The organism is Plantactinospora sp. DSM 117369, assembly GCF_053764795.1.
The window spans coordinates 436,716-450,726 of record NZ_CM132446.1 but is presented as its reverse complement, the minus strand read 5'-3'; the positions used below and the strand labels follow the sequence as shown (position 1 = coordinate 450,726).

Annotated in this window: 12 protein-coding genes and 2 pseudogenes; 2 read left to right on the top strand and 12 right to left on the bottom strand. The window is 72.4% G+C overall.

Annotation, left to right across the window (positions count from 1 at the left end; all coding sequences use genetic code 11):
• Positions 1 to 64 precede the first annotated feature (64 nt).
• The 4 genes from folE to ACSMXO_RS02070 all read right to left on the bottom strand — a co-directional run bounded on the left by folE (position 65) and on the right by ACSMXO_RS02070 (position 4,087).
• Complete coding sequence (folE, locus tag ACSMXO_RS02085) at positions 65 to 742, bottom strand: GTP cyclohydrolase I FolE (RefSeq protein ID WP_346259168.1); 678 nt, start codon at positions 740 to 742, stop codon at positions 65 to 67.
• Between the two features lie 41 nt (positions 743 to 783).
• A complete protein-coding gene (gene ftsH / locus ACSMXO_RS02080) occupies positions 784 to 2,808 on the bottom strand; it encodes an ATP-dependent zinc metalloprotease FtsH (protein WP_346259088.1) in 2,025 nt (674 codons plus the stop codon).
• A gap of 469 nt (positions 2,809 to 3,277) precedes the next feature.
• Positions 3,278 to 3,853, bottom strand: coding sequence for a hypoxanthine phosphoribosyltransferase (gene hpt, locus ACSMXO_RS02075; RefSeq protein ID WP_346259089.1), 576 nt, complete (start codon positions 3,851 to 3,853; stop codon positions 3,278 to 3,280).
• 102 nt (positions 3,854 to 3,955) lie between these two features.
• On the bottom strand, positions 3,956 to 4,087 hold the full coding sequence (locus tag ACSMXO_RS02070; RefSeq protein WP_346259090.1) for a hypothetical protein: 132 nt from the start codon (positions 4,085 to 4,087) through the stop codon (positions 3,956 to 3,958).
• A gap of 183 nt (positions 4,088 to 4,270) precedes the next feature.
• Here ACSMXO_RS02070 and ACSMXO_RS02065 point away from each other — a divergent pair, with 183 nt between their 5' ends.
• On the top strand, positions 4,271 to 5,257 hold the full coding sequence (locus tag ACSMXO_RS02065) for a GlxA family transcriptional regulator (protein WP_346259091.1): 987 nt from the start codon (positions 4,271 to 4,273) through the stop codon (positions 5,255 to 5,257).
• Positions 5,258 to 5,411: 154 nt separating this feature from the next.
• On the opposite strand, the gene ACSMXO_RS02060 is transcribed toward ACSMXO_RS02065, so the two are convergent.
• The 8 genes and pseudogenes from ACSMXO_RS02060 to dacB form a co-directional block, all read right to left on the bottom strand.
• The gene (locus ACSMXO_RS02060) at positions 5,412 to 7,055 is read right to left on the bottom strand and encodes a gamma-glutamyltransferase family protein (protein WP_455416508.1); all 1,644 of its coding nucleotides are present in this window, start codon (positions 7,053 to 7,055) and stop codon (positions 5,412 to 5,414) included.
• 9 nt (positions 7,056 to 7,064) lie between these two features.
• A pseudogene (locus ACSMXO_RS02055) lies at positions 7,065 to 7,286 on the bottom strand (TilS substrate-binding domain-containing protein); the annotation flags it as partial.
• A 128-nt stretch (positions 7,287 to 7,414) separates the two neighbouring features.
• Positions 7,415 to 8,144, bottom strand: a pseudogene (gene tilS, locus ACSMXO_RS02050) (tRNA lysidine(34) synthetase TilS); the annotation flags it as partial.
• Positions 8,145 to 8,151: 7 nt separating this feature from the next.
• Positions 8,152 to 9,222 carry a zinc-dependent metalloprotease gene (locus ACSMXO_RS02045; protein ID WP_318396852.1) on the bottom strand — a complete coding sequence of 357 codons (1,071 nt, stop codon included), beginning with the start codon at positions 9,220 to 9,222 and terminating at the stop codon, positions 8,152 to 8,154.
• A gap of 36 nt (positions 9,223 to 9,258) precedes the next feature.
• Complete coding sequence (locus ACSMXO_RS02040; RefSeq protein ID WP_455416507.1) at positions 9,259 to 10,005, bottom strand: RNA-guided endonuclease InsQ/TnpB family protein; 747 nt, start codon at positions 10,003 to 10,005, stop codon at positions 9,259 to 9,261.
• A complete protein-coding gene (locus ACSMXO_RS02035) occupies positions 9,953 to 10,639 on the bottom strand; it encodes a helix-turn-helix domain-containing protein (RefSeq protein WP_455416506.1) in 687 nt (228 codons plus the stop codon). The genes ACSMXO_RS02040 and ACSMXO_RS02035 overlap by 53 nt, the downstream gene beginning before the upstream one ends.
• Complete coding sequence (locus ACSMXO_RS02030; protein WP_346259095.1) at positions 10,636 to 11,220, bottom strand: IS607 family transposase; 585 nt, start codon at positions 11,218 to 11,220, stop codon at positions 10,636 to 10,638. Before ACSMXO_RS02030 ends, ACSMXO_RS02035 begins: the two co-directional genes overlap by 4 nt.
• A gap of 82 nt (positions 11,221 to 11,302) precedes the next feature.
• Complete coding sequence (gene dacB, locus ACSMXO_RS02025; protein ID WP_455419144.1) at positions 11,303 to 12,784, bottom strand: D-alanyl-D-alanine carboxypeptidase/D-alanyl-D-alanine endopeptidase; 1,482 nt, start codon at positions 12,782 to 12,784, stop codon at positions 11,303 to 11,305.
• 713 nt (positions 12,785 to 13,497) lie between these two features.
• Here dacB and ACSMXO_RS02020 point away from each other — a divergent pair.
• A complete protein-coding gene (locus tag ACSMXO_RS02020; RefSeq protein WP_107257365.1) occupies positions 13,498 to 14,004 on the top strand; it encodes an inorganic diphosphatase in 507 nt (168 codons plus the stop codon).
• Positions 14,005 to 14,011: the final 7 nt, after the last annotated feature.

The following is a 14,011-nucleotide window of genomic DNA, read 5'->3' as shown; positions in this document are numbered from 1 at the left end:
CGGGCGCATGCCGCTACCACCGGGGCGGTGTCGACCTGGCCGCCGCGTCGCACGGGGCGGGCGGTCAGATGGCGCGGTTGGCGTTGAGGATCAGGGCCATCGCCTCGGCGCGGGACTTGGCGTCCCGTTGCAGCAGTCCGCGTACGGCCGAGGTGATGGTCTTGGCGCCGGACTTCTGGATGCCGCGCATCGCCATGCACATGTGCTCGCACTCCAGCACCACGATCACACCGCGCGGTTCCAACCTGGCCATCAGCAGGTCGGCGATCTGCGCGGTCAGCCGCTCCTGCACCTGCGGCCGGCGGGCGTAGACCTCGACCAGCCGGGCCAGCTTGGAGAGCCCGGTGATCCGGCCGTTCTCACCCGGGATGTAGCCGATGTGCGCCGAACCCCGGAACGGCAGCAGGTGGTGCTCGCAGAGGCTCATCACGTCGATGTCCCGGACCAGCACGAGTTCCTCGTGGTTGGCCTCGAACGTGGTGCTGAGCACCTGGGCCGGGTCGACCCGCAGCCCGGCGAAGAGTTCGGCGTACGCCCGGGCCACCCGGGCCGGCGTCTGGCGCAGGCCGTCCCGGTCCGGGTCCTCGCCGACGGCGATCAGGATCTCCCGGACCGCCTTCTCGATCCGGGCCAGGTCGACGGCCTCCTCGACCGGCCCGCCACCGAGCTTGCCGTTGACCAGCCGAGCGGCCAGGTAGTCCAGTTCCTCGTCGCCGTCCGGCTCGGTGGCGGACGCGGACAGGCCGCCGACGTTTCCGCCGGCGGCCTGCTGGTTCGCTGCGCTCAGTGTGGGCCGTCCGAGTTCGGCGTGGTGTTGTTGGTGTTGCCCCCGACGGTCGCCTGCACGCCGTCGGCCTCGGCCTGCGCCTTGAGCTTCTCCTTCTCGGCCGGGGTGAGCACCGGCGGCTCGGTCGACGGCTGCCGCTTGCCGAACCCGTTGTACGGAGCCATCGGCGGCCGCTTGACCACCCGGGCGCAGATCCGCGCCATGTCGGCCGTGGAGAGGGTCTCCTTCTCGATCAGCTCCAGCACGAGGTTGTCCAGGACATCCCGGTATTCCACCAGGATCTCCCATGCCTCGTCGTGGGCCAGTTCGATCAGCGACCGGATCTCGGCGTCGATCTCGGCGGCCACCGCGTCGGAGTAGTCCCGCTCGTGCCCCATGTTGCGGCCCAGGAACGGCTCGTCGCCGCTGGTGCCGTACTTGATGGCACCGAGCTTGCTGCTCATGCCGTACTGGGTGATCATCGCCCGGGCCAGTGCGCTGGCCTTGACGATGTCGTCCGCGGCACCGGTGGTCGGCTCGTGGAAGACGAGTTCCTCGGCGGCCCGGCCGCCCAGCGCGTACGCCAGGGTGTCGATCATCTCGGCCCGGGTCTGGGTGTACTTGTCCTCGGTCGGCAGCACCAGGGTGTGCCCGAGGGAGCGGCTCCGGGAGAGGATCGTGACCTTGTGCACCGGGGCGGAGTGCGGCAGCGCCCAGGCGACCAGGGCGTGCCCGCCCTCGTGGTAGGCCGTGATCTTCTTTTCCTTGTCGCTCATCACCCGGGTCCGGCGCTGCGGGCCGGCGACCACCCGGTCGATCGACTCCTCCAGCGAGTCGTTGGAGATCGCCCGCTTGTCGCTGCGGGCGGTCAGCAGCGCCGACTCGTTGATCACGTTGGCCAGGTCGGCACCGGTGAAGCCCGGGGTACGCCGCGCCACCGCGTCGAGGTCGACGTCGGGCGAGAACGGCTTGCCCTTGGCGTGCACCCGCAGGATCGCCTTGCGGCCCTCCATGTCCGGGGTGTCGACCGCGATCTGCCGGTCGAACCGGCCGGGCCGCAGTAGCGCAGGGTCGAGGATGTCCGGCCGGTTGGTCGCGGCGATCAGGATCACGCCGCCCTTGGTGTCGAAGCCGTCCATCTCGACCAGGAGCTGGTTGAGGGTCTGCTCCCGCTCGTCGTGGCCGCCGCCCATACCGGCGCCACGGTGCCGGCCGACCGCGTCGATCTCGTCGACGAAGACGATCGCCGGAGCGTTCGCCTTGGCCTGCTCGAAGAGGTCGCGGACCCGGCTGGCACCGACACCGACGAACATCTCGACGAAGTCGGAGCCGGAGATGGAGTAGAACGGCACCCCGGCCTCGCCGGCCACGGCCCGGGCCAGCAGCGTCTTACCGGTACCGGGCGGGCCGAAGAGGAGCACGCCCTTGGGGATCTTGGCGCCGAGGGCCTGGTATTTCGCCGGGTTCTGCAGGAAATCCTTGATCTCGTGCAGCTCCTCGACGGCCTCCTCCGAGCCTGCGACGTCCGCGAAGGTGGTCTTCGGAGTGTCCTTGGTGATCATCTTGGCCTTGGACTTGCCGAAGTTGAGCACCCGGGAGCCGCCGCCCTGCATCTGCGACATGAAGAGCAGCAGCAGGATCACCAGGATGACGATCGGCAGCAGGTTGACCAGCAACGAGACGAAGAGATTGTCGCCGGAGACCTCGGTGTCGATCGGACCGCTGATCCGGCCGGCCGCCTTGGCGGCGGCCACCGAGTTCCAGACCTCGTCGCCCACCTCGTACGGGAACTGGGCCTGGATCTTGTCCGTATCGGTGTCACCGAACTTGGCCGCGCTCTTCAGGTCGAGCTGGAGCGTCTGCTCCTTGTCCTGGAAGATGGCCTTCTCGATGTCGCCCTTGTTGAGCTGGTCGAGCACCACGTTGGTCTCGACCTTGTGATAACTCGGGCCACCACTGAAGAATGAGCTGAGCGCTATCGCACCGATGATCACCAGGATGATCCAGACCACCGGGCGGCGGAAGAAACGCGTACGTTCCATGCTGTTGTCGAGCGCCGTAACGCCCGGACCCTCCTGATCGACGTCCTGATCGTCCTGGTTGCCTACTGCCGCCGCCGGAGCGGCGGGCCGAAGCCGTCCCCTGCGAGCCGGCCTCGACGCCGGGCGCTTGGTACCGCGCCGCGGTCATTCGACGGTACACCGTGAACGCGAGGAGCGAGCCTGCGAGCCCTGGGGTAACAGGTCCGCTTCCGCCCGGTGCCGGGTGACCACGGACCAGTGCCGGACGCCTGGCCCCGTACGGCCCCATCTTTCGGGGCAAACTGGGCAGGAGGCCCGGCGCGGGATGCTTCCGCGCCACCACCGCATACCGTAACCGCGTTTCCTGGGAGCGCGCTGTACGTCGACTCGATATTTCGGCGATGACATTCAGGATGGTCAGGGCGTACCGGACAACGATCCGGGTTGACGACCGGACGACCGGGCAGGGATCGGGCGGAACGGGCCCCGATCAGGACCGGGCGTAGACCTCCGGCTTCAGTACGCCGACGTAGGGCACCTCGCGGTAGCGCTCGCCGAAGTCCAGCCCGTAGCCGACCACGAACTCGCTCGGGATGTCGAAACCGACGTACTTCACCGGCACCGAGACCTTGATCGCGTCCGGCTTGCGGAACAGCGCCACCACCTCGACGCTGGCCGCCGCCCGGGACTCCAGATAGCGCAGCAGCCAGGAGAGGGTGAGCCCGGAGTCGACGATGTCCTCCACCACCACCACGTGCCGGCCGGCGATGTCCCGGTCCAGGTCCTTGCGGATCCGCACGGTGCCGGAGGAGGTGGTGCCCTGCCCGTACGAGGAGAGGGCCATGAACTCCAGCTCGGCCGACGGCCCGTGCCGGCCGAGCGCCCGGGCGAAGTCGGCCATGAACATGATCGCGCCCTTGAGCACGCACACCAGCAGGATTCCGTCCTTGCTGCCGGCGTAGTCCGCTGCCACCTGTTTGGCCAGTTCCGCGATCTTTTCCCGAATCTGCTCCTCCGAGATGATCACGTGGTCGATGTCGGCGTCGTACCAGGAGCCCTGAGCCATGCGCCTAGCCTGCCGTACGCCGGTTCGCGCCCGTCGCCGGGGCGGCACCTTCGCGCGGTGCCCACCCCGGCTGGCCAGGCGCGGACTCTCCAACACGGTTCGTCAGCCACGGGGCGACGACCGCCAGCCGCCGTTGCTGGGCCGCCAGTCGGCCGAGTCACGGCTGTCGGCGGTGAGCCCGAGCATCGAGGCGAGAAGCAGGACGAGGAAGAAGAGAGGGACGAAGAGTTCCATGGCGGCGACCTCCACGTTTCGATGCGGCCGGCCCGGGATCTCGGGCCTGACCAGGTCTTTTGGTTCGCCGCCGGTGCGCACCGGCTGTTACGACTCAAGTCTGCGCCGCCGGGCGCCAACCGGACAGTGGCAGCTTTGCCATGCAGCATCGATTTTCTGCCACTTCTCGGCTAGCATCGATCCATGCTTCGCAACGTGGCCGTGATCGCCCTGGACCCGGTGGCTACCTTCGAGCTGGGCGTGCTCTGCGAGGTCTTCGGGACCGACCGGGTCGCCGACGGCTTCCCCGGTTACCGCTTCGACGTCTGCACCCACGACGGCAAGCCCGTCCGCACCCGGTCCGGCTTCGGGCTGACCCCGAGCGCCGACCTGACCCCGGTCGAGGACGCCGACCTGGTCGCCGTGCCGGCGATACACATCATCGGCGCCCCGGTTCCGGAGACCGTGCTGGCGGCGCTGCGCCGGGCCGCCGACCGCGGGGCGTACGTGCTGAGTGTCTGCTCGGGCGCGTTCGTGCTGGCCGCCGCCGGCCTGCTGGACGGGCGCGAGTGCACCACCCACTGGAAGTACGCCGACCGGCTCGCCGAGATGTATCCGCTGGCCAAGGTGCGGTGCAACTCGCTCTACGTGCAGGACGGCAACCTGCTCACCGGCGCCGGCACGGCGGCCGGGATCGACGCCTGCCTGCACCTGGTCCGCCAGGAGCACGGCTCGGCGCTCGCCACCAAGCTGGCCCGGCGGATGGTGGTGCCACCGCACCGCGACGGCGGGCAGGCGCAGTACATCGAGGCACCGATCGCGCCCACCCCGGCGGCGCCCACCCTGGAGCCGGTGCTGGGCTGGCTGATCGAGCACCTCGACCGGCCGCTCACCGTCGACGACCTGGCCGGCCGGGCGCACATGGCGCCCCGGACGTTCGCCCGGCGGTTCCGGGCCGAGACCGGCACCACACCGCACGACTGGATCACCAACCAGCGGGTGCTGCTGGCCCGGCGGCTGCTGGAGGAGACCGAGCTGAGCATCGAGGCGGTCGCCACCCGGGCCGGCTTCGGCGACGCGGCCACTCTGCGACACCACTTCGGCCGCCGGCTCGGCGCCACCCCGCATGCCTACCGGTCGACCTTCCGGGGCCGGCTCCCCGTGGCGGTGCACGAGTCGGTCACCGTCTGAGTCCCGGCGGCACGTTCACCGGGTCGACGGTGCGTCCGGGGTGTGGGCGCGCAAACGAGGCAGCTCGACAGTCTCGCGACCGCCATCTCCTCGTCGTCGGCGGCACGGTCACCGTCACCGGCGGGCGCGCCACTGTCGGCGGCGTACCCGCAGCTCAATAGCCGATCGCGCACCCGTCGGCCCGGGGCTCCGAGCCGGCCACGTAGCCGCCGTCGGGCAGCCGCCAGATCGCCTGGCCGTACCCGAAGGAGGACGGCTCCGGCTCGACGGCGATCTCGTGCCCCCGGGCGCGCAACCGCTCGACCACGTCCCGGGCCGCCCCGGCGGCCAGGCCGGGCTCGACCAGCACCGACCGGCCGGCGTGCCAGTACCAGCGCGGCCGGTCCAGCGCGGCCTGCGGGTCGAGCCCGTCGTCCAGGGTCGCGGAGACCACCTGCAGGTGCCCCTGCGGCTGCATGTGCCCGCCCATCACCCCGAACGGGCCCACCGGCTCGCCGTCCCGGGTGAGGAAGCCGGGGATGATGGTGTGGAACGGGCGCTTGCCCGGCGCCACCACGTTCGGGTGGGCCGGGTCGAGGCTGAACCCGGCACCCCGGTTCTGCAACCCGAAGCCGAGACCCGGCGGGACGACGTACGAGCCGAAGCCCAGGTAGTTGGACTGGATCAGGCTCACCATCATCCCGTCCCGGTCGGCGGCGCAGAGGTAGACGGTGCCGCCCCGGGCCGGGTCGCCGGGTGCCGGCGTACCGGCCGTGTCGGTCACCAGCGCCCGGCGGGCGGCGGCGTACTCCGGGGTGAGCAGCTCGGCGGTCGGCACCTGCACCCGCTCCGGGTCGGCGACGTACGCGTGCGCGTCGGCGAAGCCGAGCTTGACCGCCTCGATCTGCCAGTGCAGCCGCTCGGCCGGGTCGAGGTCGGTCAGCTCCACCCCGTCCAGGATGTTCAGCGCGAGCAGCGCGGCCACGCCCTGCCCGTTCGGCGGCAACTCCCACACCTCGTGCCCGCGATAGCTGGCCCGGACCGGGTCCACCCAGGTCGAGGCGTGCCCGGCCAGGTCGTCGCCGGTGAGCCGGCCGCCGGTCCGGGCCGCGTGTCCGGCCAGCGTCTCGGCGATCCGGCCGGTGTAGAAGTCCGCCGCACCGGTCTCGGCGATCCGGCGCAGCGTGCCGGCGGCATCCGGGTTGCGCCACCGCTGCCCGGTCCGGGGCGCCCGTCCACCGTCGACGGTGAAGACCCGGCCCCACTCGGCGTACTCCTCGCCGGCCAGTTCGGCGTGCACCTCGACCGAGCGCGCCCAGCTCGCGGCGACCCGTGGCGAGACCGGGAAGCCGTGTTCGGCGTAGCCGACCGCGTCGCCGAACAGCTCGGCGAAGGGCAGCCTGCCGAACCGCTCGTGCAGGTCCCGCCAGCCGGCCGGGGCACCGGGTACGGTCACCGGCAGCCAGCCACGCGCCGGCATCGCCGGCCCGACCGCCTGCGCTCCGCCGTGACCCGGGGTCGGCTCGGCACCCCGCCCGCCGGTCGCGGCGAGCACCAGCTCCCGGGTCAGCCCGGCCGGGGACCGGCCGGAGCCGTTCAGCCCGTGTAGCCGCTCCCCGTCCCAGACGATCGCGAACAGGTCACCGCCGATGTCGTTGGAGCCGGGCTGGACCACCGTGAGGGTGATCGCGGTGGCGAGCGCGGCGTCGACGGCGTTGCCGCCCCGGCGGAGTACGGCCAGTCCGGCGGCGGCGGCGAGCGGCTGGCTGGTGGCGACGGCACCGTGCGGCGCGAAGAGCGGCTGTCGGGGGGAAGGCATTCCCCATGTCTACTCCGCGATCAGCATCCCGCCGCGCCGGGTCGCCCGGATGCCGCCGGGCAGATGTGTCGCGCCCTGACCGTGCCACGCGGTGACCAGCGCGTTCAGCGCCGCGATGTGCCGGTACGACAGCGCGGCCGGCGCCGCGCCGAGCTCGCGGCACCAGAGGTGCAGCACCCGGGTACGCACCGCCGGCGGCATCCCGGCCAGCACCGGTACGGCCAGCCCGCCGGCCGCGGCACCCGCCACCACCGGCCCGCTCGGCGGCCCGCCCGGGGAGACCGGCACGCTCGGCCCGCCCGGGGAGACCGGCCCGGTCAGCCCGGCCGGCGGAATCCGGGCCTCGGCGTAACCGGCCCGGGCCAGCTCGTCCAGCGCGGCGCCGTCCTCGGCGGCCAGCCGGGCGGTCCGGGCCAGGTTGTCCAGCACCCCAGGGCCGAGCGCCCGGACCAGCACCGGCAGCACGTCGGCCCGGACCCGGGCCCGGGCGTACCGGTCGTCGGTGTTGTGCGGGTCCTCCCACGGGGTCAGCCCGAGCAGCGCGCACGCCTTGCGGGTCTGCTCGCGGGTGATCTCCAGCAGTGGACGGGCCAGCGTCACCCCGGCGTACTCCCGGGTGGCCGGCATTCCGGCGAGCCCGCGCGGGCCGGCGCCCCGGGCCAGCGCGAGCAGCACGGTCTCGGCCTGGTCGTCGCGGGTGTGCCCGAGCAGCACGGCGCTGGCGTCGTGCCGGCGGGCGGCCTCGACCAGGGCCCGGTAGCGCGCCTCCCGGGCCGCCGCCTCCGGCCCGCCCGGCCGGCCGGCGACCTGGACGGTCGCCACCTCGATCGGCGCGAACCCCTGCCCGCCGGCCCACCGCGCGACGTCGGCGGCCCGGCGTGCCGAGCCCTCCTGGAGGCCGTGGTCGACGGTGACCAGCCCGGCCGGCACGCCCAGCCGGGGCGCCACGAAGGCGGTGCCGGCGGCCAGCGCCAGCGAGTCGGCGCCGCCCGAGCAGGCGATGAGGACCGGCCGGTTCCGGGGTACGTCGTGCAGCGCCCGCCGGACGGCGACCCGGATCGCCGCGACCGGCGGCGGCAGGGCGGCCACGATCGGCTCAGCCGGTGGCGGCGACCGGGCCGACCGGGCCGTGCACCCGGGCCACCCAGGCGTCCGGGTCGGAGAGTTCCTCCAGCCGGGGCAGGGTCAACGGCGAGCTGAAGATCCGGTTGAAGCCCTCCATGCCGACCCGGTCCACCACGCCGTGCACGAACTTGCGGCCCTCGGCGTACTGGCGCATCTTGACGTCGACCCCGAGCAGCTTGCGGATCGCCTTCTCCAGCGGGTTGCCGGACTCGCGGCGCCGGTTGAACTTGGCCCGGATCGACTCAACGCTCGGGATGACCTCCGGCCCGACGCCGTCCATCACGAACTCCGCGTGCCCCTCCAGCAGGGTCATCAGCGCGGTCAGCCGGTCGAGTACGGCCCGCTGACCGGGCGTCTGCACGATGTCCAGCACGCTGGCCCGGCTCTCCGGGTTGCGGATCGAGTCGGAGAGGGTGCCGACGCCCCGGCGGATCCGGTCGAGGAAGTTGTCGCCGCCGGCCTGGGAGGCGTCGACGAACGCCTGCACCTCGCCGAGGAAGTGCCCGCGCATCCACGGCACGGCGGTGAACTGGGTGCGGTGGGTCACCTCGTGCAGGCAGACCCAGAGCCGGAAGTCCCGGGGATCCGCCTGCAGCTTCCGCTCGACCTCGACGATGTTCGGGGCGACCAGCAACAGTTGGCCGGGGTCGGCGGAGAAGACCTCGTACTGGCCGAGGACCCGGCCGGAGAGGTAGGCGAGCACCGTGCCGGCCTGCACCCCGGTCAGCCGGGAGCCGATCGTGTCGGTGATCACCCCCGGCGGCTTGTCCCCGGAGAGGCGGGTGATCAGCGGGGTGATCACCTCACGCAGTCCGGCGATGTTGGTCGCCGCCCAGTCCCGCCGGTCCACCACCCGCACCGGCGGATGGGCCACCTGCGAGCGCAGCCCGGTGTACGCCAGCACGTGACCGGCCGCCTCGTCGGTCAGCCGGCGCAGCTCGGACACCACCTCGGTCGCCTCGTCGTACGAGACCCGCGGTCCCGACTTTCCCAACGCCCCTGCGGTGGCGGCGGCCAGATCCCAGTCCACGAACTGCGCCATACCACCACCGTACCCGGGTGCTCACACCGTTACCTTTCAGTGCGCTTTAGTGAGCACACGATCGGCCGCCCTGCCTTGCGGTAGGGCGGTCCCGGTCTTGCCCGCCGGGGCGGGGCCGGGTTCACGCTTCGTAGCCACCTGCCCGTGTACGCGGGTCTTCTGGTCGGCTCCACGTGCTGCCACCGGGCCACTCCCGGCGGTTTCGAACTCGGCCGCGAGAGCAGCCAGATTGCGCGCAGCGTTCAGGTCTCGATCGAGGACCAGGCGGCATGCGGTGCAGGTGTAGGTGCGCTCGGACAGGGCCAGCTTGGCTTTCACCGCGCCGCAGCCTGAGCAGGTCTTCGATGACGGGTACCAGCGGTCGGCCACGATCAGCCGGCTACCGCTCCAGACGCTTTTGTAGGCGAGCTGGTGTCGCAACTCGGCGAAACCGGCGTCGGCGATGTGCCGGGCCAGCCTGCGGTTACGCAGCATCCCGGCCACGTTCAGGTCTTCGACCACGATCGTGCCGTACTCGCGGGCCAGTTCGCTGGTCAGCTTGTGCAGCCCGTCGCGGCGCAGGTTCGCCACCCGCGCATGGGCGCGGCCGAGCCGGGCCACCGCGCGTTCCCACCGTTTCGACGGCCGCCGCCCGATCCGCCGGTCGGGTCCGGTCTTGCGCGACAACGCCCGACCCATCTGCCGGAGCCTGATCTGCGCGGCGACCAGGTGGCGTGGGTTGTCGACCAGCTCACCGGTGGACAGCACCGCGAGGTTCGTGATCCCGACGTCGACACCGACCACGGCGTCCGGCCGGGCCGGGGTCCGTTCGGCTCGTTCGACTTCGACGGTGGAACGACACGTGCCAGCGTCCACCGTCGCGGCGCACGGTCGCGGACATGATTCGTGCTGTCCCCGCTTCGAGTCGGCGGGCGAGCTTATGGGCGGATTCGTGGAGCTTCAACCGGCCCAACCGGGGCAGCACCACGTGCATCCGGTCGGGCTCGACCCGGATCGCCCCGGTGGTGAACCGCACGCTGGGTGTGGTCCGGCGGCGTGACTTGAACCGGGGAAACCCGACCGGGCGACCGGCCCGCTTACCCGAGCGGGAGTCGGCCCAGTTCTTCAGTCCGCGTGCCAGGGCGTCCAGGCCGGTGTTGAACGCCTCCTTCGACACCTCGCCCCACCACGGTGCCGCCTCGGCCTTCGCCTCGTTCCATGCCTGGCGCAGCCCGGCCAAAGACCAGGACAGCGAAGGCGTCAGAAGTTCGTCCGGCACACCATAGGCGCGCTCGGCATTCCGCTGGTCCATGACCGCCTTGACCCGGGCCAACGCCCAGTTATGCGCGACGCGAGCCGCCCCGGCGTGCGCGTACGCGTCGCGTTCCTGGCTTGGGGTGAGGTCGAGGGCGAACCGGTACGCCTGGATCGTCCTCACGCTGGGTCGTCCCCGATGGTTGCGGCCTCAACCGCGCGGCGAGCCCGGTTCGCGGCAGCGCGACGGCCGTACAGGCGGGCGCACAGCGACGTCAGAATCTCGGTCACGTCGCGCACGAGGGCGTCGTCGACCTCGGCCGGGTCGACCACCAGCAGCCGGCGGCTGTGCGCGGTGAGGGCAGCTTCGACGTATTCGGCACCGAACCCGGCGAACCGGTCTCGATGCTCTACCACGATCGTCGTCACAGCCGGATCGCGCAGCAAAGCGAGGAGCTTCTTACCGTGCCCGTTCAGTGCGGACCCAACCTCGGTAACCACGCGATTCACGGCGAGGTTCTGCCCAGTGGCCCACATGGTGACCCGGGCGACTTGCCGGTCCAAATCCGGCTTCTGATCGGCGGACGAAACCCGGGCGTACACCACTGTCTGCCCGGTGCTGCCGGTCAAGCCGGTGACAGGCTCACCGACCACGATAAGCCGGCCCAGCCGATACGTCGGAACGGGCAGCGTCCCGGACTCGTACCGCCTCCGTGCGGTCGCGTACGAGATTCCGGTGGCCGCTGCCCACTCCTTCAGATTCACGCCGCTACTCTAGCCGGCTAGTGAGCACTAGTGACGACCGAAGCGCCACCAGTTGTTGCCCCCCACCCCCTGCCTAGCAGGGTCAGCGGCAGCCGCACCGGGCCAGGGTGGTGACGATCCGGTCCAGCTCCGGCTGCGCCTCGTACTGCCCCACCGGCACCTTGTTGGCGAGTACGGCGAAGGCCAGCAGCCGGCCGTCGGCGGTGGTCACCACGCCGGAGATCGCGTGCACCCCGCTCAGCGTGCCGGTCTTGGCCCGCACCACCCCCGCTCCGGCCGTGGTCGCCCTCGCGCCGGACCGGTCGAACCGGTCGCTGAGCGTGCCCGACCAGGCCGCCACCGGCAGCCCCGGGAAGAGGTCGGCGAGTTCCGGCCGGGTCCGCTTGGCAGCCATCGTCAGCACGTCGGTCAGCAGGCTCGGGGTGACCCGGTTGGCCCGGGACAGCCCGCTGCCGTCGGCGAGCGCACTCTCCGCCGCCGGCAGCCCCAACTCGCCGACCATCTCGTCGACCGCCTCGGCCGCGCCGACGAAGGAGGCCGGCTTGTCCCGGCTCAGCGCGACCTGCCGGGCCAGCGCCTCGGCCACCACGTTGTCGCTCTCCCGGAGCATGAACTCGACCAACCGGATCATCGGCGGCGAGGAGACCCGGCCCAGTTCGGTGCCGGCGCTGGGGAGGCCGGGGCTGGCGCTGGCCGCCGCGGCCGGGGCGGTGGCGGCGGCCGCCGGCGCCTTGCCGATCACCACCGCCGAGTTGGGCAGCCCGAACTGCCTGGCGAAGGCCCGCCCGGCGGCCTCGTCGGGCTTGGCATACCGCTCCTGGCCCCGGCCCTTGTCCTCCGGGTCCTTCCGCGCGCCGTCGGTCATCAGGGCGGTGATCACCGCACCGAACCCGCCGGTGGGGATGTCCGAGTCCCAGGCCGGTTCGACGACCGGGCCGGGGAAGAGGGTGCCGTCGACGATCACCTTCGTCGGCGCGGTGCCGCCGAGCGCCTTCTTCACCTGCGCGGCGAGCCGGTCGAGCCGCCCGGCGCCCGGGTACCAGCCGGTGGCGTTCACCGCCAGCGTCGGGTCACCGGCACCGATGATCACCACCTCGCCCGGGTTCTGCCCGGCCACCACCCGGGTGGCGATCCGGTACGCCGGACCACGGGCCGCGAGTACGGCCGCCGCGGTGACCAGTTTGGTGGTCGACGCCGGGATGGTCGGCGTGTCCTGGCCGTTCTCGTACAGCGCCTGCCCGGTGACCGCGTCGACGACGGAGATGTTCACCTCCTTGCCGAGCGGGGACGAGGTGACCAACGGGCTCAGCGCGGCCCGCACGCCCGCCGGGGTGGGTGCCGGAGCGTTCGCCCCGGCGGCGGCCAGTACGGGTGGTGGTGGCGGTTCGGTCGGGTCGAGCGCGCCGGGGGTGGCCGGGCCGTCCCCGCCCAGCCAGCCGTCCACCGGGCCGGGGCGCACCACGGCCACCCCGGCGACCGCGAGCGCGAGCACCAGGGCGGTGGCGAGGACTCCGAGCAGCCTGCCCCGGCTCCGCCGCCCGGCCGGCGGTACCCCACCGGGCACCGCCCCGCCGGCGGTCACCCCCGGTGGCGGGCTGCCCGGCGGCGTACCCGGTGGGAGCGTGCCGTTGCCGGAAGCCGGCGTGCCCGGCCCGCCCGGTGCGCCGGAGCCCGGCCGCCCGGGCCAGGCCGGCGGCGCGGGCCGGTCGGACCAGGCAGAGGGGTCGGTCGGGGCCTTCCCCGGTCCACCGGGCGGCACGGGCACGGCCTGCCCCGACCACCCGGCCGCGCCGGCCGGCGGCACGGGTACGGCCTGCCCCGGCCAGCCGGGCGCGGCACCGGACGGCGGAATCGGCACGCTCTGCCCGGACCAGCCGGCGGCGCCGGGTGGCGGGGCGGCCCGGCCGGACCCGGCCGGCGACCCGGGTGAAGGATTCGCGGTGTTCGACGGCGGGATGGGCAGGTTGGTCGGCAGCGGCACGGCGGCCCGGCCCCGGACCGGCGCAGACCCGGCGGGCGGCTGCGGCCCGCTGGCGCCCGGCACCACCACGCGGCCCTGTGCCGGGTGCTCCGGCGGGTTCTCTCCGGTCAGGCCCGAGTGTGAATCTTCACTCCCCACCGGCCCCTCCTCCCCGTCGAATTCTGCCTAGGCGACACTACTTTGGTCCGAACACCGCACCGGGGCCGGCGCCGCAAGGTGAATCGCGAGATCACCCGCGCAGGTGCCGACTGTTGTGGTTCCGTTGGCCAGCGCCGGCAAACGAGGGAGCGTGCGAGATGGATTTCGACGTCACGGTTGAGATCCCCAAGGGTCACCGCAACAAGTACGAGGTGGACCACGCGACCGGCCGGATCCGGCTGGACCGGACCCTCTTCACGTCGACCCAGTACCCGGCGGACTACGGTTTCATCGAAGGCACCCTGGGTGAGGACGGCGATCCACTCGACGCTCTGGTGCTGGTACCCGAACCCACGTTCCCAGGTTGCCTCATCCGGTGCCGGACGATCGGCATGTTCCGGATGACGGACGAGAAGGGCGGCGACGACAAGGTCCTCTGCGTGCCGTACGAGGACCCGCGCCAGGAGCACCTGCGGGACATCCACCACCTCGGCGAGTTCGACCGGCTGGAGATCCAGCACTTCTTCGAGGTGTACAAGGACCTGGAACCAGGCAAATCGGTCGAGGGCGCCACCTGGGTCGGTCGGACCGAGGCGGAGGCGGAGATCCGGACGTCCTTCCGCCGGCACCAGGAAGCGGTCGAACGGGGCGAGTCGCCGCACTGACCCCGGC